This window comes from Sphingobacterium sp. HMA12, assembly GCF_002933815.1.
Classification (GTDB): Bacteria; Bacteroidota; Bacteroidia; order Sphingobacteriales; family Sphingobacteriaceae; genus Sphingobacterium.
Window position 1 is genome coordinate 530,196 of sequence record NZ_BEYR01000001.1, and the last position, 21,298, is coordinate 551,493.

At 40.0% G+C, this 21,298-nt stretch carries 16 protein-coding genes; 11 read left to right on the forward strand and 5 right to left on the reverse strand.

Annotated features, from left to right (window positions below; translation table 11 throughout):
- Positions 1 to 23: 23 nt before the first annotated feature.
- Together HMAT_RS02160 and HMAT_RS02165 are read left to right on the forward strand one after the other, a co-directional pair.
- Entirely contained in the window at positions 24 to 3,185 is a 3,162-nt protein-coding gene (locus tag HMAT_RS02160; protein ID WP_104381164.1) for a TonB-dependent receptor, read from the forward strand.
- 19 nt (positions 3,186 to 3,204) lie between these two features.
- Positions 3,205 to 4,713: a RagB/SusD family nutrient uptake outer membrane protein gene (locus HMAT_RS02165; protein WP_104381165.1), complete on the forward strand. Its 1,509-nt coding sequence runs from the start codon at positions 3,205 to 3,207 to the stop codon at positions 4,711 to 4,713.
- Between the two features lie 206 nt (positions 4,714 to 4,919).
- On the opposite strand, the gene HMAT_RS02170 is transcribed toward HMAT_RS02165, so the two are convergent.
- Positions 4,920 to 5,606, reverse strand: coding sequence for a hypothetical protein (locus HMAT_RS02170; protein ID WP_158655561.1), 687 nt, complete (start codon positions 5,604 to 5,606; stop codon positions 4,920 to 4,922).
- A gap of 257 nt (positions 5,607 to 5,863) precedes the next feature.
- Here HMAT_RS02170 and HMAT_RS02175 point away from each other — a divergent pair, with 257 nt between their 5' ends.
- From HMAT_RS02175 to HMAT_RS02185, 3 genes are all read left to right on the forward strand, one after another.
- Complete coding sequence (locus tag HMAT_RS02175; protein ID WP_104381167.1) at positions 5,864 to 7,036, forward strand: AraC family transcriptional regulator; 1,173 nt, start codon at positions 5,864 to 5,866, stop codon at positions 7,034 to 7,036.
- A gap of 252 nt (positions 7,037 to 7,288) precedes the next feature.
- Positions 7,289 to 10,093: a TonB-dependent receptor gene (locus HMAT_RS02180; RefSeq protein ID WP_104381168.1), complete on the forward strand. Its 2,805-nt coding sequence runs from the start codon at positions 7,289 to 7,291 to the stop codon at positions 10,091 to 10,093.
- An 11-nt stretch (positions 10,094 to 10,104) separates the two neighbouring features.
- Positions 10,105 to 11,307, forward strand: a complete 1,203-nt coding sequence (locus tag HMAT_RS02185; RefSeq protein WP_199768523.1) for a Ca2+-dependent phosphoinositide-specific phospholipase C — start codon at positions 10,105 to 10,107, stop codon at positions 11,305 to 11,307.
- 279 nt (positions 11,308 to 11,586) lie between these two features.
- Here the strand turns inward: HMAT_RS02185 and HMAT_RS02190 are convergent, their stop codons facing one another.
- Complete coding sequence (locus tag HMAT_RS02190; RefSeq protein WP_104381170.1) at positions 11,587 to 12,189, reverse strand: FMN-dependent NADH-azoreductase; 603 nt, start codon at positions 12,187 to 12,189, stop codon at positions 11,587 to 11,589.
- Positions 12,190 to 12,298: 109 nt separating this feature from the next.
- Here HMAT_RS02190 and HMAT_RS02195 point away from each other — a divergent pair, with 109 nt between their 5' ends.
- Positions 12,299 to 12,685, forward strand: coding sequence for a helix-turn-helix domain-containing protein (locus HMAT_RS02195; RefSeq protein WP_104381171.1), 387 nt, complete (start codon positions 12,299 to 12,301; stop codon positions 12,683 to 12,685).
- Between the two features lie 93 nt (positions 12,686 to 12,778).
- On the opposite strand, the gene HMAT_RS02200 is transcribed toward HMAT_RS02195, so the two are convergent.
- Entirely contained in the window at positions 12,779 to 13,126 is a 348-nt protein-coding gene (locus HMAT_RS02200) for a helix-turn-helix domain-containing protein (RefSeq protein WP_104381172.1), read from the reverse strand.
- Positions 13,127 to 13,249: 123 nt separating this feature from the next.
- Between HMAT_RS02200 and HMAT_RS02205 the strand changes: the two genes are divergently transcribed.
- Complete coding sequence (locus HMAT_RS02205; RefSeq protein WP_104383268.1) at positions 13,250 to 14,044, forward strand: SDR family oxidoreductase; 795 nt, start codon at positions 13,250 to 13,252, stop codon at positions 14,042 to 14,044.
- 192 nt (positions 14,045 to 14,236) lie between these two features.
- Here HMAT_RS02205 and HMAT_RS02210 read toward each other — a convergent pair whose 3' ends face one another.
- Positions 14,237 to 14,614, reverse strand: coding sequence for a helix-turn-helix domain-containing protein (locus HMAT_RS02210; RefSeq protein WP_104381173.1), 378 nt, complete (start codon positions 14,612 to 14,614; stop codon positions 14,237 to 14,239).
- 104 nt (positions 14,615 to 14,718) lie between these two features.
- Between HMAT_RS02210 and HMAT_RS02215 the strand changes: the two genes are divergently transcribed.
- The 4 genes from HMAT_RS02215 to HMAT_RS02230 all read left to right on the forward strand — a co-directional run bounded on the left by HMAT_RS02215 (position 14,719) and on the right by HMAT_RS02230 (position 18,944).
- Complete coding sequence (locus HMAT_RS02215; RefSeq protein ID WP_104381174.1) at positions 14,719 to 15,696, forward strand: NmrA/HSCARG family protein; 978 nt, start codon at positions 14,719 to 14,721, stop codon at positions 15,694 to 15,696.
- A gap of 572 nt (positions 15,697 to 16,268) precedes the next feature.
- On the forward strand, positions 16,269 to 17,408 hold the full coding sequence (locus HMAT_RS02220) for a hypothetical protein (RefSeq protein WP_104381175.1): 1,140 nt from the start codon (positions 16,269 to 16,271) through the stop codon (positions 17,406 to 17,408).
- Positions 17,409 to 17,486: 78 nt separating this feature from the next.
- On the forward strand, positions 17,487 to 18,146 hold the full coding sequence (locus tag HMAT_RS02225; RefSeq protein WP_104381176.1) for a vancomycin high temperature exclusion protein: 660 nt from the start codon (positions 17,487 to 17,489) through the stop codon (positions 18,144 to 18,146).
- A gap of 3 nt (positions 18,147 to 18,149) precedes the next feature.
- The gene (locus tag HMAT_RS02230) at positions 18,150 to 18,944 is read left to right on the forward strand and encodes a hypothetical protein (protein WP_104381177.1); all 795 of its coding nucleotides are present in this window, start codon (positions 18,150 to 18,152) and stop codon (positions 18,942 to 18,944) included.
- A 171-nt stretch (positions 18,945 to 19,115) separates the two neighbouring features.
- Here the strand turns inward: HMAT_RS02230 and HMAT_RS02235 are convergent, their stop codons facing one another.
- On the reverse strand, positions 19,116 to 20,657 hold the full coding sequence (locus tag HMAT_RS02235; protein WP_104381178.1) for a YdiU family protein: 1,542 nt from the start codon (positions 20,655 to 20,657) through the stop codon (positions 19,116 to 19,118).
- Between the last annotated feature and the right edge of the window lie 641 nt (positions 20,658 to 21,298).

Consider the following 21,298-nt stretch of genomic DNA (forward strand, 5'->3'; position numbering starts at 1 on the left):
AAAACATCAAACAGAAAAAAACAATGAGAAAATCGAGCTTATTTTATTTGCTTCTTTCATTAGCTGGGAGTGGAGTTGTGGCACCTTCCTTCGCACAGGAGCAAACAAAGTCCATTATAAATGCTGTGCTCAGCGGTGTTGTACAGGACGCTGCCAGCGGAAAGCCACTTTCTGGTGCAACCTTAAGTCTAAAGGACGTAACCCATCATGTAACCACCGATAAATTAGGAAAATTTCAATTTGTAACCGGACAGAAATTGCCTTTTACGGTTACGATTTCCTTTGTGGGGTATACCAGTCAGACCTTGGTCATAGATCATTCTCCAGTGGTTATTGCACTTGAACCTGTGGATCATACACTTGAGGAGACCGTGGTCGTAGGTTATACTACCGCTAAAAAATCAAGTTACACCGGATCTGTAGCTACGGTAAGTGGTAAAGAATTGGATAATCTACAGATTACGACGATCGGGAAAGCTTTACAGGGGACGGTGCCCGGGCTACAGTCTATTGCTGCAGCAGGTCAGCCTGGGAGTGACGCCGAACTATTTGTCAGGGGGGTAGGTTCTGTAAACGCATCAACAGCACCACTTTATGTCGTAGATGGTACACCCGGCGCCAATCCCAATAGTCTCAATCCCAAAGATATCCTTTCCATTTCGGTTTTAAAAGATGCGACAGCAAGCGCATTATACGGTTCGCGTGGTGCAAATGGCGTTATCGTGATCACAACAAAATCCGGTGAACTGAACAGTAAGACCACAGTTAATTTTTCGGCCAATTACGGTTATACAGGTAGGGCCGTGAAGGATTATGAATACCTATCCCAACAGGAGTACTATGAATTGCAATGGGAAGCAATCCGTAATACGCAGCTGGATCAAGGAAAATCCGCCGGCGATGCTGCCCAGTACGCTACCGATTATTTGGTAGATGGAGCGCTTAAAGTAAACATCTTTGGGACTAACTATCCAAAGCCTGTGGGTCTTGATGGAAAGCTGGTTGCTGGAGCAACATCACTCTGGAACGATAACTGGGGAAAAGCAATTTCCCGAAGGGGGATACGCCAGCAATATGACCTTAGTTTGAGTGGTGGTGGGGCAAGTACAAGTTATTATCTTTCTGCTGGTTACCTCAATGAGCAGGGCTGGATTCGTACGGCTGATTTCAAGCGGTATAATTTCCGAACAAATATACAGTCAAAGGTCAATAATTGGTTTGAAGTTGGGGGGAATGTTGCCCTGTCATCAGGCTTTCAACGTGCACCTACGCAGAGCGACAGCAATACCGGCAACTTTGCTAACTTTCAGCGTTTGGTATCCGATCTGTATCCCGTCTATCAACGCAATCCTGATGGCAGTTATGTACTGGATGAACAGGGCAATAAGATCTGGGATTATGGGTTATGGCGCCCAACTACAGCTGCAAGCGGTTCAAATATTTTAGGCAGCGCAGAAAATGCAATTTCCGGTACCAACAATGAATCAGTTTTGTTGGGTACCAATATCAAAATATCATTTGCGGACAATTTATTCCTGAAAACCTCGGCCAATATAGACTACCGAAACACAAGTTCACATACCTATTCGCATTCGTACTATAGTACCGGAGTCCTTACAGATGGAGCGGGATCCGCGAGCCGAAGTTCGAGCCGCACGCTCAACTATACGGTCAATAGCTTTCTGAATTATGCGACTACATTTGGTAATAAGCATAGCGTCAGTGCTCTGGTCGGCCCCGAAATCTATGTAGAAGGAGCTTCTTCATTATCAGGTAACCGTACTGGTTTTCAGGTGCTTGGTAAAACGGAACCATCCGCAGGAACACTGAGTGGTGTTTTTAACGGGACTTCTTCCGATTACAAGCTCGCGAGCTGGTTGGGACAGGTAAATTATGATTATCTAGACCGCTACCATTTTTCTACGAGCTACCGTAGAGACGGTTCATCCCGGTTCAGTAAGCAATCACGTTGGGGTAATTTCTGGTCCGTCGGTGCGGCCTGGAACGTGAAAAAAGAATCCTTCCTGAAAGAAATTAGCACGATTAACAACCTGAATCTTAGAGCTAGTTATGGAGCCCAAGGAAATGATAAAGTTGGTAACTACGCCTATGGAGGATTTTATTCTATTTATAATAGTTTAGACAATCTGGGGCTTTTGCCTTCCGATTTACCCACACCGGACTTAAAATGGGAAACAAATCTTAATCTCAACATCGGTGCTGATATCGCTTTATTCAACAATCGGTTGGTAGCACAGATTGATGTCTATGACCGGCAGTCAAAAGACCTGCTTTTCCAAAAGCCACTTTCACCGTCTACAGGTTATAGCGGGATCGATGCCAATATTGGCTCCCTAAGCAATCGCGGAATTGATGCGCAGATTACAGGGATACCTATTCGAAACAAAGATTTCAGATGGTCTATTACAGCAAATGTGGGGCACTATAAGAATAAAATCACCAAACTACCACAAAAGGAAATTCTCACTGGATCCATTGGGCAGTATGGTAACACTAAAAAAATGGTTGAAGGAGGTTCAATATATGACTTTTATATCAAGGAATGGGCCGGAGTAGATCCGGAGACAGGCAAGGCGACCTGGTATAAGGATGTAAAAGATGCAACAGGAAATATAACCGGGCGTACGACGACAACGAATCAAAATGAAGCATCGTTTTATTTTGAAGGAAGCTCATTGCCAGATCTCTATGGAGGAATTAGTAACAGCTTTAGCTACAAAGGAATAGATTTATCTTTCTTGTTTTCATATAGTTTGGGAGGGAAAATCTTTGATGGTGATCAACCCATGATTATGCATGTGGGTTCAGCACCGGGACGAAGCTGGTCCAAGGAGGCCCTCAATAGATGGACGCCCGAAAATAGAGATACCGATTTCCCCCGATTGTCTTACGTGACCGATTCCTGGAATAGTATCCCCTCTACACGTTTTCTAAGGAGTGCAAGCTATGGACGGCTAAAGAATTTGAGCTTAAGCTATACGATTCCGCGTAATCTCGTGTCAAAATGGTCTCTTTCTGATGTCCGGATACGTTTTGTTGGTGAAAACCTATTGACCTTCTATGGAACTCAGGGCCTGGACCCAGAGCAAACAGTAGGTGGAGTTACCTACTATCGCTATCCGGCACAAAAGTCATACGCTCTTGTTCTAAATGTTTCCTTTTAACACCCATATTTGATTTACCATGAAATTAAAATATATCACCATTATTTTCCCTTTATTGGCACTCTCATCCTGCCGTGACAGTTTCTTCGAGACTGCTCCCGCAACCCAGATTACGACTCCTGAGGTATTTTCTTCTGAGAATAATATTGATGCCTTTATCAACGGATCAATCCGTTTTTTGATTGAAAATAGCACCTCTCAAGACAATCCTGGACTCCCCACCATATTCCTCACACATGAAGTGATGGGAGAGGACGCTATAGCACGGGATGGCCGCTATGGTTTTCGCGACTCATATCCCTATAAAGATCCTTTTGACAATACTACCCGTCGGGCACTTTTCTTTTGGACCTTGCAATATAAATCTATCGATCATGCCAATAATCTGATAGCCAATATAAAAATTGACGATAACAGTAAAGAAAGTCTAAAACACCTCAAGGGGCAAGCCTATGCCTTGAGGGGGCTGAATTATCTCAATCTCGTGCGTCAGTATCAGTTTACCTATGTGAAAGATCCAAATGCTAAGGCAATACCGATTTATACCGAACCGACGACACCAACGACAGTTCCCAAACCTCTGGCAACAGTGAAAGAGGTTTATGAACAGGTTATTTCCGATTTGAGGGAAGCCGAAAAATTATTGGTGGGTTTCAAACGGAAAGTGAAGAACAGACTCGACCTCAATGTCGTTTACGGTCTACTGGCCAGGACATATTTGACGCAGGAAAATTGGGCCCAAGCCCGTGACTACGCAGCAAAAGCACGTGCCGGTTATCCGATTATGACGGCGGAGCAGTACAAGGAAGGATTTAACGATGTCAGTAATCCGGAGTGGATCTGGGGACACCCACAGACCGCCACGCAAAATTTGGGTGGCGCTTCTTTCTTAGCCTATATTGAGACCACTCCCTATGCGACAGACGCCAAAGGTGTAAACCTATATTTTGGTTATAATAGCATTATTCCTGACCCCAATTTTATCAGCTTATTTACAACTGGCGATGTGCGTAAATCGCTCTTTGAGATTGCCAAGCAACCTGCTGAGGCGATCTATCGTTCTTATCGTTACCGTAAGTTCAGAAATAAACACCCCAACCGCGATGGACATATCGTTTTAATGCGATCTTCGGAACAACTGCTTATCGAAGCGGAGAGTCGAGCTCGTCTGGATGATATAAAAGGGGCTATAGACCTCTTAAACGAATTAAGACGTAAACGGGCTTTGCAGGATCTTGATGTCGCGAATTTCGATAAAACAAAGGCGGTACAGGAAGTTTTATTGGAGCGCCGTAAAGAACTATGGGGCGAAGGCTTCCGTCTTTACGATATTCTTCGGACGCAAACGGCGCCTGTACGTCGCGAAGCCAATGAGACCTTTGTGGATGACGCTGGCAAGACAGTAGCTGTAATGGGACATTATATTCTCAAGTTTCCGGATGGAACCAGCATATCTCCAAACAGCAAATATTTTTTATTTCCAATACCTCTAAACGAACTGAATAATAATCCGAATCTGCAAAACTAATCGATGGTCAGCTGTTTATAGGATTTCCTAAAAGGCCACTCAGAAAAAACGCTAAGTGGCCTTTCATTGCAATGCTGCGTATTTTTGTATAGAGAGAAGCTGCCTATCAAATCAGTCAGTTGTTAATAGCACTTGTTCCATTTATTGATGAAGTCGAATTTCTTCCGCTTGATGAGGAATGAAAAAGCTAGCAAGCTGGATTTAACTTATTCTTTTTTTAACAGGAGTGCAATATCCTGTTTTGCGAGAACATGACCTTTATTAACAATATCACTTTTTAGATAAAGAAAGCACTGGTCATTTTGGTCGAGCTTGCCAATAGTCAGCTTTACCGATTTTATATCGAGCGTCTTGATTGCTGATGGATCCATCTTATCTGGATCCGCAACTAGTTGTCCTTCTTTCCTAATTTCTTCAAAATCCCAGGAATATCCCTTCCATGGCCCCGCAACTAGTGTTGTATTCTTGCTGTCCATGATACGTTGACTTTTGTATTTCACCGGTATGCTGTCGATCAGGATCGTATAGTCCCTAAGATGAATTTCGAGCTCTTTTAAATAATGTGGAAAGTCTTCGGGCATGAAATAGATGCTGTTGTCTTTGCGAATGATCTTAAGCTTTACACTCCCTATTTTGTCCATTTTTACCGATTGTGAAACCTGCATAAATGTCGCGTACTCCTGTTCGCTGACACCTAAATTTTTGTGATAGGGCATAGCTTCCCCAGGTTTTAATCCACTCATTATTTTTAGAAACCAATCTTCATTCTGTTGAATGGCAATTTTCATTTTTCTGAGAATTTCAGACTCGGCGGCACTCAAAGGAGGAGAGCCCAACACGTCTACGTCATAGTCGCCCTCAGGAAGTAATCTATCAACGAATTGGAACGCCATTACTGTGCTGTCTGTTCCGGCTCTCTCTTGAGCAAATCCATTTATCGAAAATAGTAAGGTGGTTATGCATGTAATAAAAGAGAGATATTTATGGAGAAAAGTCATGTTGAACCTAAACTTATGTAATCGTTATAAACTTTTAAGTTACAATTTAATTCTGATAAATATGAGGCTGAGGATTTGATAAGGTAGCACATTTAACAATTTGATAATACCTGATTATTAACTTTGCAAAACAGCTTAATCAGATTAAGAACGTGAATTATATTATTATTGTAGGGGCAACCCAGGCCTTAATGGCTTTGGGAATTTTATTGAAGGACAAAAAAAATAATGGGCAGCATGATAATATCCTTTCTTATTTATTAGCCTCCATTTTTTTGCACCTAGCAATCAGTTTTGCATTGAACGTCTTTTGGCCCAATTCAAAAATCCATCAGCAGTTCAATACATTTATCGCATTGGCATACCCCGGTTTGTTATGGTGCTACACGCGTTATCTCGAAGATAAGGGAAAGCCGATCGATATTCTTTTAGCGATGTTTCCGTCGATAGGCGCGTCTCTCGGCTACTTTTGGGTTGCTGCCTATGTGATTACCCATTCTGGTGAACTCCCAACATTCATCAAACTTTACAATTCAATATCTGGTTATGCATATACCGTATTATATCTTGTGTACCCGTTAAAAATTCTGGCTAAGACACATACGATACCGGCATTTTGGAAGCTTGAAAAACGTATGGCTAGACTGGCCGCTTCCCTGTTCCTATTTGTTGGATTCGCATTTTTAGTCATCTCCATCTGGACTCGAATATTTGATATATCCACCTATTTTGATTTTATCCATCTGTGGCTCCGGTTAATTATCTATTCTATATTGGCGGTCATCTGCATCTCTATTATTTATGTCAAAGTAAACTCCTTTCTGTATGTCCATTTACATCAGCAGAAGCAAATAAAACTGCGTGTTCTTGACCTTCAGCATGAAGATCGGTTGGACAGCTCGACGGATAAATCCCAATATCCATCTGTTGAGGAAAATGAAAAGAATGCCGGTATAGATTATGTTAGCATTTTAGCGAAGGTAGAAAATCTGATGTCCCAGCACAAAGTCTTTTTAGATTCCAGTCTTACATTGGAGATTCTTGCAGCAAAGGCTGATGTATCACGTCACCATCTTTCCGAAACGTTAAATCAGTACCGGGAAAAGTCCTTTTATCAGTATATCAATGAGTATCGAATTAAGGAAGTTGTTACATTAATGGATCTGTATAAAAGCAAAGGAGAAAACATCAATATACTTGCGATGGCATTTCAGGCTGGATTTCATTCCAAATCCTCGTTTAATCAGTATTTCAAAAAGGTTCAAGGCTGCACGCCCTCGGCCTATCTCAAGGCGAAGCCACAATATAACCTCGTTAATACCTAATGAAATTTTCTAGTCCGTCGGACTGGAAAAAACATGTATTAGTCCATCCTGAAAAGAGTTTTTCTACTTCGCGATCAGTGTACCAATTTATCGGTAACTTAATCTTAATGTAATATTAATATTTGTAAGTATCACTAAATAAATGTTTTATGATGTTTATCACTAATTGGTGGTACTTCTTTATCGAGAAAGACGACGGGCATCTCATTAAATATCAATTTCGTAGCAAATAACAAAAATTGATTACATGATATGAAAAGAACATTACTCTTTTTGATTTCGTTGATGCCATTTTTTTTACGGGCACAACAAATTACAGGGATTGTCACTTCAATGACTAATGAGGTATTGCCCGGTGCTACAATACAGGCCGGGAAGTTGACCGCACAAACAAATCTCGATGGTAAGTTTACACTGATTTTAAAAGAAAAGGGACCTGTTCAAGTTGCTATTTTCTATACCGGTTATCAGGCATTCAGGTTAGATACACTTGTTGCAGGCGACGGGATTCATTTGGGCGTAACCAAATTGCAGCCATCCAATAATAGCCTGGGCGAAGTTGTTGTCGTCGGTTCTTCAGCAGGTTCTCAGCTGAAGGCATTGAACATCAAAAAAACCGCAAATGCCATTATGGAGGTATTGGCTGCGGATGCTATTGGTAAATTACCCGATCGTAATGCCGCTGAAGCAGTACAACGCATTCAGGGAGTTTCCATTGAACGAGATCAAGGGGAGGGGCGATACGTTTCCGTACGTGGCACACCCATTCAGTGGAGTGCGTCTTTGTTAAATGGGAACCGGCTTCCTTCCGCTAGTCTTGACTATGCAGATCGGCGGATTCAAATGGATATCTTCCCCTCAGAGATGATTCAATATGTGCAGCTGTCAAAAGCAATCACTCCAGATATGGAAGGAGATGCAATCGGAGGGTCGATCAATTTTATTACCAAAGCAGCTCCCCTTAAACGTACGCTCCATATCAATGCTGCTGGCGGCTATAACGGACAGTCTCAGCGCGGCTCGTACAACAGTTCAATTCTCTTTGGCGACCGTGTTGCGCAGGGAAAATTGGGTTATATCCTTTCGGCAGTAATCTGGGATCGAACAGCTGCCCAGGACCGATATAATCTAAACTATGATTTTTCCAACAGTAATGCTACGCAGGTTTTTTCCATCACAGATCTACAATTGCGGGATTATATTGCACGCCGGCGTACACTGGGATTTAATGGCGGACTTGAATATGCCTTCAATGAAAAACACAAAATCATGGCTAAGGGACTCTATAGCGAATATATGGACGCCCAGCGTGTCCGTGAGAATTATTTCTATTTTAACACCAAAACAGTAACCATAACAACCAGAGCTGCGGATTACCATACGAGCCTTTATTCTGGAGAGCTTAGCGGGCAGTCGAGCCTCTCAGAACGATTTGGATTGGATTGGGCACTGAGCATGGATAAATCTGCCTTTAAATTTAAAGATCCCGATTACTATCCTATGGCAACCTTTTCCCAAAAGGTTGATTACGATGGCTTGGCTTCCGATGGAAAGAAATACCTCGCCATGGATTCACCAGATGGATCAGGGGACTACATTGACCATATCCTACCGCATCTTGCTTCCACTACAGCGATTAGCGCAGAAGCCATGCAATTAACACAAGTTGTCAATATCAGAAGCAAAAATCAAGAACGCAATAAGCGTGTTGGGATAAATTTGAAATATACACCTAGCAATTCACTGATCGTTAAATTTGGCGGAAAGTTTATCCACAAAGATAAACAGGTAGAAAACCCCTATAGTATCTACTTGGCCGGTCTCTCGGGAGCTGCTCCAACATTAGCCAGCTTAGGTACTGAACCGTATCCTTACCGGGGTGGTTTTTTGACCGAAATAGGATCGCCTTACAACAATGTGCTTATTGATCAGGTAGCTATGGCATCAGTCAGGCAACTTGCATCACCGGAGGGTATTGCCGAAAATAAGCTGTACCCATTCCGTGTCGATTCAGCGGGCAACGCATCAGGTGCCGCCAACTATTACAGAGGGAAGGAAAATGTATACGCAATTTATGGTTCTGCAGAATTTAAATTGACAGAGCAACTCACCGTTATAGGGGGGATACGAAACGAGTACAATAAAGTTACTTTTTCAGGCAACAAAGTATCCACGCTCGCAGACAAATCGACCAAAGTAGAAGCAATCAATCAGGACAATAGCTATAATGCTTTTTTACCAATGTTGCATGTAAAAATAAATGCGACGAAGAATGATATTATTCGGCTGGCATTTACGCGAAGTTTTACCCGTCCCGATTTTGGTAGCCTCAATCCAGGTACCACACAGGACGATATCAACCGTATCGTCACCCGTGGTAATCCAAACTTGAAGCCTACTTTTGCTAGTAATTTTGATCTAATGGCCGAACATTACTTTGGCGGCATAGGTTTGGTTTCGGCAGGGGCATTTTACAAAAAACTTTACAACCTGATCTATTCCAATCAATCCACACAAGATATTGATGGTATTTTATTCAATGTAAATGAACCCGAAAATCTTCAAAACGCCTGGTTGGTAGGTTTTGAAGCCGGCATATCCAAGAGATTTACTGAGCTGCCAGGAATATGGAAAGGTTTTGGCGTAGATGCCAACTACACCTATACAGACTCAAAAGCGAAAGTTCCGCGCTTTGACAAAGGAAAATTGATAGAAGATGAAAGTGTGATTCCCAAACAGGCAAAACACTTGTTCAATGTCTCCCTGATCTATGAGAACAGCAAATTTATGGCTCGTATTGCCGGCAACTACAAAGGTAAATATCTTGATGCCATTCGTCAGGTCGCTGGACCCGAACATTACCGCTGGTATTCGAGCAATTTTTCGGTAGATTTTTCTTCTTCCTACGCCATCAATTCGAAATTCAGATTATTCGCCGAATTAAATAACATCACTGGAGCCCCTGTGCGCTACTATCACGGTGTATACGATCGTGCCGAACAAGCAGAATGGTATTCTGTCCGTGGTCAAGTGGGGGTCAGCGCAAAACTTTTTTAACATATAACAATATGGAATTCAAACAGATTATCCTAACAACGTTGTCCACTCTGGTACTAGGTACTGGAGTTATACATGCTCAGCGACCTGAGCTTCCGCAGCTTAACGCGTTAAAAATCAACCAGATTCAGGTGCTTGGTACGCATAATAGTTATGCTAGGCCTGTAGATCCCCGTCTTGCCGCCTATGCTGATCCTATTTTTGCAAAAATGATGGAAAAGATGACCACCTTAATCCCAGCGGATAAGCTTGCGTCATTTAAGGAGTTTCATCCAAATACGATGACGATGAGCGAGGGGTTGAAATATGATCATCCATCTTTTGATGTACAGCTCGACAGTGGGATTCGAAGTTTAGAAATGGATGTTTATTATGACCCCACAGGAAATCGTTTCAATAAGCCCGCTGGGTACGAGGTATTAAATAGTAGGGGTGTTTCGGATCTGGCGCCCTATCAAAAGGAAGGTTTGGAAAAGCCAGGTTTTAAGATGCTCCACATCGCGGATTTTGATTTTCGATCGCATTATGCTACTTTTCGAGGCGGTTTGAAAGCGTTAAGAAATTGGTCCGATCGACACCCCGGACATCTTCCGATCTTCATCATGGTCGAAGCAAAGGACAAAGGCATACCAATCTTTCCAAATAGCGCTGAGGTTCTTCCTTTTGACGAGAAGGCATTCGATCAGCTGGATGCCGAAGTTGTCGAAATATTGGGCAAAGAAAAGCTTATTACACCAGATGATGTACGTGGACAGCATAGCACGTTACGTGAGGCAGTGCGTTCTGGCAACTGGCCGACCATTAAAACATCCCGTGGAAAATTTGTTTTCTTGCTACTTCCGGCGACTGCTGGAATGAACTTAGAATCTGCTTATGTTAAAGGCAGGCCCAATCTTGAAAAACGTATCATGTTTGTACAGTCTGAACCCAATGATAGTTTTGCATCCTTTATCCTACTGGACAACGCGCTAGTACGTCAGAATGAAATTCAAAATCTTGTAAAACAAGGCTATATTGTTCGTAGTCGGTCCGATATCGAAACATACGAAGCAAAGATCAATGATTACACGAGGGCAAATGTGGCTTTTAATAGTGGAGCCCAGATTATATCCACCGATTTTTTTAGACCAGGTAATGGCTACCATACATCCTATTATGTGAAGTTGCCTCATGGCAATCCTGCCCGTTCAAATCCTATTAATGGAAGAAAATAAACACGTTGATAATCAAGAACAATAAAAAAAAATAAAATAGTACCGCTTCAATATTGAAGCGGTACTATTTTTATTTGAAACTTTTAAAACACGAGTAAACAGTGATGCTAGGCACTAAAAACGAAAAGTGGCTGTTCCCCATCTCGGCATTTCTATGGAAAGAGGGAAACTGTATTGAATATATTTGCGGTTTTCTTGTTAAACCCTGATTCCTCTGCCAGATAAAAATCCTTGCCAAAATTTGAATGACAAGGATTAATTGCTGATCAGATCCTTATATTAATCAATGGTAATATTATTGATTGCTCTTTCCAGTGATGTCTCCATTATTCCGGGAATTGAAAGACCTTCTGCGCGGAACACACTGATGTCAGAAACACCATAAAATCCAAAGATATTTTTGATGTAAGGAATATTGGAGTCGTATATTTGGTATGGACCTTCCGAATAGACATTTCCAGAGGTAAACGCGACGTAGAGCTTCTTGTCGTTTAACAAGCCCTTTGGTCCATTTTCATCGTACTTGAAGGTATAACCAGCTCTTGAAGTAAAATCGAAATAGGCCCTCAGAGTCGCGGGAACTGAAAAATTGTACATTGGAGAATCAATGACGATAATGTCAGCTTCCTTTAATTCCGAAATTAGACCTTCCGAATATTTGCTGATTGATTGCTGTTCTTCGGAATAATTTTCAGCAGGTGTAAAAAACGTATTTATATGTACCTCCTCTAAAAGTGGAATTTTACTTTTTGTCAGATCGCGTTCTTTTACAATGCTATTGGAATATTTTTCCTGGATTTTTTGAATAACAGCATTTCCTAATTTTCTACTTGCAGATACCTCTGCTCTTGGACTTGAAATAATGTGAAGTATATTTTTCATTTTTCTTTGTTAAAATTTCTTTAACAAAATTATGTATATTAGCTTATTAAAAGTTAGTAGTAATCAAAAGGTTAGTAGTAACCTTTAGGTTAGTTTAATATCTAATCCCATGGAAAATACAATTGATTTAGAGGAGCCCATCACAGCTACAAAATGTTCTGAAAATCTCTCTTCTGTTGAAGATGCAATTTATGTTATCGGCGGAAAATGGAAATTAAAAATTATTATTGTTCTGCAGGAAAGCGGGAATATCAGATTTAATGAGCTTCAAAGAAATATTAAGGGCATCTCAGCGCGAGTGCTTTCAAATGAATTGAAAGATCTTGAATTAAACGGTTTTGTCAAAAGAGTCGTGCATGCTGAGCAAATGCCAGTAGTCGTAGAGTACATTTCCACAGATTACAGCAAAACCCTTAAAAATGTTATTATGGCACTTTCGGATTGGGGAAAAATGCATAAACGAAATATTCGTTCGGACGCATTTTTAAGTCAATAAAAATTAAACTGTCAGCTCATGATGCATATTTCCAAGGTAATTTATTTTTGATTCTTGTTTTTTTTAACCAATCTCAGTGTTCAAAAAGAGAGTTTACTTTAAGATCAATTGGCGCAATCGTTCCTGATTTTCGTCACCCCATGCCCCTAATACAGAAATTACTGGAATTAACGTTTTGCCAAATTCGGTGAGACTGTATTCCACTTTGGGCGGTGCGACAGGAAATATCACCTTTGAAATTAATTCATGAGCTTCTAATTCATTTAATTGTACATTCAAAACCCGGCGAGAAGCATCAGGAATTTTGCGCTGTAATTCGCTTGGACGTTTGTAGCCGTCATTGATGAACCAAAGTAAACGGATTTTCCATTTTCCATAGAGTACCTCGGCAATCAAATCTAGTCCGCAATTTAAGCTTAAAGGTATTTTCTTTTCATACATATTTCAAAGTTAAATCAATGTTTTAAAATAAGCAATAGGGCGAAATTTATCCCTATGCAATTCGTTTTTCCGTACTTGTACAAATTGTTTGTACACCGGAAATTTGTGTTAAAATACAAGAAAATGGAACAGATATTTAATTTCAACAATGAACTCTCAGGTAGAATAGTTTTAGTTACAGGTGGTACAAAGGGGACCGGAAAGGCGATAGCCGAAAGATTGTTGCATGCAGGTGCAACAGTGATTGTTACGGCAAGAAATGCACCCAAGCGACACAACGAAAACATTCACTTTCTTTCAGCTGATCTAAGCCAACCGAGAGAAACACAGGAAGTGATTTCGAAAGTTCTCCAGAAATTCGGGAGACTTGACATTTTGATAAACAATTTGGGGGGATCGGATACACCTGGAGGCGGTTTTTCTGTACTCAGCGATGATGATTGGGAAAAGACGATTCATACAAATTTGCTTGCACCTGTTCGTTTAGATCGAGGATTTTTGCCACAAATGCTGGATCGCGGAGAAGGGGTTATTATTCATATCGCTTCAATACAGGCGAGACTACCCCTATACGATTCTACATTGCCTTATGCTGCATCCAAAGCTGCACTACTCAATTACAGCAAAAATCTATCTAATGAAGTCTCTCCAAAAGGAGTAAGAGTATTAACAGTTTCGCCTGGATGGATACAGACAGATGGAGCAAAAGGAATGATGCAAGAAATAGCAGAGCGCGCAGGTATCACCGTTGAGGAAGCCATTCAGCAGGTGATGAAAAATTTAGGAGGTATACCATTTGGCAGACCTGCAAAACCAGAAGAGGTAGCCGAATTGGTAGGCTTTTTAGCTTCGCCACGTGCGGGATATCTCACTGGAACCGAATTCGTGATTGATGGCGGCACATTGCCAACGATATAAACTTAGAAGTATTCCAGCATGCAGGCAAGCCACGATATCAGTGCTTAAGTGACATGTTTTTCACTATGGCTGCATGTGGATTTTTTGATTATAAATATGATCCGAAAAGAAAATAGTGATGATCTTGTCCAAGATCATCCTACAGAAGCAGGGTGTTATATCTATAGAAAAATTTAGAGATTGATCAACAGACTACATGTTTCCCTGCACAAACTTGCCTTTTTCACTGACAACTTTATTTCCCCATGCCGTAATTGCGTCCAAAACCGGAACAAATGATTGACCGAAATCTGTTAATTTATAAATGACTTTGATAGGAGGTTTTTGACCATATACTTCCCTTGATACCAATTCGTCTTTTTCCAGTTGTTTCAGCTGCAAGCTCAATGTCATTTCCGTAACAGCTGGCATTTCTTTACGAAGTTCACTATATCTTTTGGGGCCATCCTTTAAATGGTACAAAATAACTGCCTTCCATTTGCCGCCCACTAAATCCATTGTCAGGCTTACTGTACAAGGGTAGGTCCTCTCGTTCAGTTTTACATAATCACTGTTACATTCAATTTTCATCTTGTGTTTTTTTGCAGCTATCTATTTTGATAGTTATTGCAAATGTACTTTGCTAAAATTAGTTTTGCAACTATAAAAATTATAGTTAATTAAAATAGCGAACAATGATATCAAAATCAAAAAGACCAGCCTCTTTGGAGAACGATGATAGACCAATAATCACCGTCGTTGGTGTTTTGGGCAAACAAGGCTTGAGCGCCACTCGTTCACTCGTGGAAAGTGGGCGTTATCGGGTACGAGGTATTACCCGCAGGCTCAATTCAATAGAGGCGATTAAGCTGGTGGAGCAGGGAGTTGAGCTTGTGAATTTACCTCTTGACCTTGGCTATAAAAAAGCGTTTATAGAAGCATTCCGGGGTTCTTATGGCGTTTTTTTGATGACGCCAAATATTGCCCCGCCAGCTACTCACGAATTTGAATTGGGTAAAGAGCTAGCGGATGCTGCTGTAGAAGCCGGTATACAGCATATCATTTTCAGCAGTTTGGAAAACGTGGATAAAATATCAGGCGGAAAATTGTTCGCCCCCCATTTTACCGACAAGGCCAGGGTCGAACAATATATCCGGACACTGCCTGTGACAAGCTCATTTATTTATATGGCTTTCTTTTTCACAAATCTGCTTGAATTTTATACGCCACAAGTAAAAGGAGACAGCCTTGTGTTCCCGATTTATTTACCCAAAGATTTTCAGGCACCATTTGTTGACCCTCTTACAGCTACCGGTGCAGCAGTCCTGGAAATATTTGCCAATCCTCTGAGATATTCAGGTAAGGCGCTCCCGGTCGTCGGAGAGATGATCTCCCCCGGGGAAATAGTTGAAACTTTTACAAAAGTTACAGGCAAAAAGGCTGAGTATGCTGCCGCATATTCAAGGGAGGATATACTTAAGTACTTTCCGGAGTTTGGATCAAATGATGATTTGGTGAGAGAGATTTTGGGGATGGCCAGTTACGCTATTGAATATGGATATTATGGCAAGGAACGTGACCTCGAATGGAGCAGACAGGTAAATCCCCAAAGCCTTACTTGGGAACAGTTTCTTCGTAATACAGGTTGGAAAGGTCAAAAACTTGTGTTTTGATTACATTTTAAGTAATTCCTATGTAGAAAAAAAATTGAAAAGAAATGATAAGTGTAATTAAAAAAAATTGACACATGATGAATGTAAGTTATTTTAGTTGACTGGGTGCATGCCAAATTGTTTTTGAAAGGCAGTTGAAAAAGCTTGCGTGCTTCTATCTATATTTTAATGTAATTGTGCTGATCGAATCGACGTTATTCTATTGAAATTTCTCAAAGGTTTTTCTGCAGCTTTTTTTTACTTCCCGTAATTTTTGAATATCTAATACGCTATTGAGAAGACTCGATGTTTTTGGAAAAAGAAACTGTACAGATTACATGTCATTTTTTATTTCCTTGTTGTTCCCATCGGTGTTCGCTCCGGCTATCAACTCAGATAGAAAGTGACACATCAAAAATAGCTGCATTTTTCAAGGTGCAATAATGCCGAAAAAACCGTAAAACCCTACGAATGATAATTTATCGCCGGCGAATTATAATTCGTTTAATTTTTTATAGGTTTTACAGTTAAATTTAAGCATAAAATAAAGCTGACATCATCAATTAATATATTCCATTTTACAATAATCATATATGAAGAAACTATTATTACTAGCCATTTTGCCTTTCATTTTTTCTTGTAAAGGTCGCGGAGAAATAGATTTGGCAACCTTGAACTTAAACGAGCCGATTGAAAAAATAAGCAGTTTTGATGACGCATTATTGATTGGTGTAGAAACTGTAGAGTATCCTTTTAGTTTATTGTTGGAGGTTGAAAAATCAAAGAAATACAGTTTTGATGGAATTGATTTGAAAGGCCAGCGGATTATTTTTCAAATCGAATCTGAGAAGCTGAAAACAGATAGCATTACACGATTTGGTGGCGGACATATTGATCTTAAATCGGCTAAAAATATCAATGAGTTAAATGAGGTTTTAAAAAGTTACGATGCCAAAAGTAAAATCTACGGCGTAAGAATTGAGCTGAAAACGCCAGAACTACAGGCCAATATTTTAAAGAAACTAGAGGCCAAATACGGTAAGGGTACTAAAAACCCAAATACTGACAACGGTTTGTACTGGAACATAAAGACTCAAAATAAATTTGTTTTTTATGCTCCAGATTACAGAAGATTAATCATTTTGAACAATACTGATCTGTCTAAATCGTGCTATTGGGATATCATGAATGGTTTAATTGATTTTGGCGGATGCGATAATGAAAAATACATGGCAGACTTGATGAAAAATGCGACCAAGCCAGAAGATGTTAAAGAGAAACCTACGATAAAAATTGATAAAAATTGGAACATCAATGCGTTGATCGTAGGTAAAACAACAGAAGAAGACTTTGTGAAATCAGCTACTAACAAGCGTTTTGAACGAATCACGGAAATTGATGGGACTACGGCAAAAACTAACGAAATCTATTATCAGAATAACTATCATGATTTTTACTTTTACTTTGCTGTAAGCGAAAATGATCCCGATAATCAAAGGGAGAACTTCATCAATGGCTACGCCATCAACGACTTTAGAAAGGTGGATATTTCCTTTGAAAATGGCTTAAAACCGGGTTTAAAATTTGATGAAGTGCTAAAGTTGTTGGAAAAACTTAAGATAGCCTATCACCCGGTTGATTTTGCCAATTATATCGAAATTAAAACCTCACCCTATAAAGTGACCTTGAATTTTAATGATAATATGTTGCTTTCTGGAATGTTTGTTAAATAGCTTCTGATGAAAAAAATATAAGCTCCATAGAAATGGTAAAGAAAAGCGATTTTTATAAATTGTTGTAAAATCAAGTGCATGAAAAAGATTAGAAAGTTCCTTTTATCGGTTATCGTCCTATGCCTAATAGCTCTAGTTGTTGTTTTGGTAACCAACAGCAACATAACGGCCGAAACAGAAAAGCTGATTTTCACCGAATTTAAAGATGTGCCAAAAGCGAAGGTAGTCATCATTTTTGGCGCCGGTATAAACGGTGATCAGCCAAGTAGGTACTTAAAAGATAGGCTGGATGTCGGGATTTTGCTGTATAAAAACAACAAGGTGGATAAAATATTACTGTCAGGAGATAACGGAAGAGACGAATATGATGAGCTTACCGTAATGAAGTTATATTGTCAGAAAAATGGCGTAGATACAACAAAAATTTACATTGACTATGCCGGATTTGATAGCTACTCGACCATGTACCGTGCAAAACATATCTTTCGTGTTGATACGGCAATTTTGGTATCCCAGAAATATCACCTGAACAGATGTATTTACCTGGGCGATAAATTGGGCATAAAATCATTCGGTTATAGTGCCGATAGGAGTATCTATCCAGGTTATAAGTACTACGCATTTCGGGAAAAACTATCGGTTACCAAAGCTGTTTTAGATGTAATAAGAAACAGAAAACCAAAGTATTTAGGTGAACCGGTTGATATCAATGGAGCATCAAATTATACGAAAGAATAACTTATGAAATACCTTCTTTTCTTTGTATTTCTCTTGTTTTTAGGATGTAATCCTATCCCTAAAAAAGATAAGCACCCCGATGTGCCTCAGCTGATCGATTTGCTAAAAGATGATAGCAAGTTCAGAAAAGTGACCGATATGACCGGCTTAAGCAGCCTTGTTTTTTTAAGCGACGACAGAATACTTTTAAGGCCCAACAACAGTAACTCGCCCGTAAAGATTATTGATGTAGATAAAAACATCGTATTTGAAAAGATTTACAACTGGGCACAGCCATTTTATATCGATAAACAAGGAAATTTATATTTCGACGGCAAAAAGTGTTTTTACCCTGATTATAAAAAACAGGAAGATTTTAAAACGGTCGTTATTGCAGATAGCTTGCATAAAAAGTTGGAAGAATTGAAAGATCTGAACGATAGTTTGCAGACGAAAATTTTAACAAAATACGAGGTGGAAATACTGAAACCGTATGGGCTAAAACCTTGTCCCTACACCATCGTAAATACAGAGCGCTGCGATGTCTTTAAAGTGATTAACCAGACCCTGGTCGTTAGACAAACAGATCTTTTTAAAAGCGAACTTGATCTATCCAAAACTGAAATTCCGAAATTCGATGACGATGTTCTGATTGGCTGGCGCAATGGCAAACTGCCCAGTCCGGATTACTTGGCTTATTACGAGCTAAAAAAACAACGCTTTAAGTGCAATGACATGACCATACCGAAAACCGTAACGCTAAAAGGCCAACTGTATTTTTTTGCTCCTAGTTTGGGTTTGTACCAGATCTTGTTTTAATGCACTTTTGCGACAGATAACACCTTAACCTTTCTATATCAAGATTTTTGTGTGTTTTTTTCTATTCTGGCCAGCTCTTCCCTTACACAATTTTTTATGAGCCAAACGATAGATCTATAAATCAGGTAGAGAAAAAATAGACTTAAAACAACCACAATTCATTACCTGCTGTTATGAGCTACATGAAAGTGTAGCACATCCAGGGGTATTGTCATAGCTCGAAGGCCGCTTTATGGAAAATTCCGGAAATAGCTCTTGGTATGGATTTTCTAAAGCCTGCGTTAGTTTGATTAACATTTCTGTTTTTCCGTTATCAATTTCTTCGATACACTCGTAAAGCAGATAGTTTCTCAGTATAAATTTAGGATTTGTCGTTTTCATTAACTCCAGGGACTCTTCCTTTGAAATCGAATTTGAATGAATACGGGATTGATATTGTTCGATGAAGTCTTCAAGTTTTCTGAGTTTTTCTTCATTTAAAGCAGTATATGCTACCCGGCTGAAATTTTCTTTTAAATCCGTATCTGGAGTTATTTTTTCTAATTGATTGAAGAATAAGGTGTGATCCAATTCCAACTCCTGCATTAAGCCCTGCCAGTTTGTAAAAAAGTCTTCGTCCTCTGTTTTGAGCCCATCGAATCCGAATTTTTTGCAGAGCATTTTGTCATGGGCTTCCCAAAAATAAATTCCAAAACTATTTAACGTGTTTTCTAGGAATTTTTCATCTTCGATTATCGGCTGAAGGGCATTTGCAAGTTTCCATAGATTCCAGTGTGCAATCTTTCCCTGCTTTCCAAATGCATATCTTCTTCCCGGAAGATCCGTTGTATTTGGGGTGAAATTTAAATTATATTCATCCATCATGGAGTAGGGACCATAATCAATTGTTAAACCTAAGATAGACATATTGTCCGTGTTCATTACGCCATGAACAAACCCTACTCTGGACCATTCCACCATTAGGTCTGCCGTTCGGGTACATACTTTTTCAAAAAAATCTTTATATTTCTGATGATCGGTTGAAACAATTTCAGGAAAGTAATTTTCAATCGTAAAATCAAGCAGATCCTGCAAGAGCTTGTGTTCCCCCTGAGCAAACATCAGCTCAAAATGCCCGAAACGAAGGAAACTTTCGGCCGTTCTTATGACTACAGCTCCTTTTTCGTATTGAGGATTTCCGTTATACATGATATCCCGAATAACATCTTCTCCTGTAAAGGCCAGGCTTAAAGCCCTGGTAGTGGGCACGTCTAAGTGATGCATAGCTTCACTCATCAGATATTCGCGTACCGAAGACCGCAATACAGCCCTTCCGTCGGCACGCCTTGAATAAGGAGTTGCGCCGGCTCCTTTCCACTGGATCTCTGCTTTTTTACCGTTTGCATTGGTAATTTCTCCCGCGAGAATAGCTCTTCCGTCGCCCAGCTGTCCTGCCCAGTTACCAAATTGATGCCCTGCGTAAGCAGTTGCGTAGGTCCGAATTGTATCGGGAAGCTTAGACCCCACCAAAAAATCGAGATCCTTTTCCTCAAATTTTCCCAGTCCTATTTCCTCTGCAAGAGCCTCGTTAAAAGTGATTAATCGCGGCTTGTCAAACCCGGCAGGTTCAATTGTGGCAAATAGAACTTTTGGTGTGTTTCTCTGCGCAGGATTATTGGAAAAATCTCCGGGAAATTTCTTGAGGAAAGGTTGTCTGATCTGTTCGATATTCATACCCCAAAGATATTCATTATAACGGAAAACACGTTCCAAATTATTGAAAGGTCTTCCTTCAAGCTGATCTGGAGATGATAACCAGAGGGAATTGGTTTAAAAGATATTTACATTATCCTTTGATATGATCTGAAGTAGACATAAGTCTTTTTACAACTCCTATTTATAATACAGATACCGTCAAATTTCACCCAGCTTTCGGGATAGAAAATATAAACAAGTAGTCACAAAGGAGGTGTTCGTTACCAATTATTCAAATGCCTTCCACGAATTGATGACACCTACCGAACACGCAAATTTGGTTTACGTTATGTATTCCCAGCGTAGTTCCAGGCATCTGCGTCACGCTTTCTTCCAAATCGTCGATCCAATCCAGTAATTCAGGCTCGGCAAAGAACATCCAAAACCTCATTAGGCTATCAAATATAATGGCGAATAAAGGGATATCCTTTAAAAAACCGACTAAAAAAATCAAATTTAGATAGATACTTTAGCATTCCAAAAATAATAGCGAGCTTTCCCCGAGAATGATTGTATAGCTAAGTAGTCCATGGAGCGATAGCTTTGCCTATATTATTTTAAATCAAAAAACTACTGTAAATCAATTTTAATTAAAGAGACTATAGGCCCGCCATTTCCTA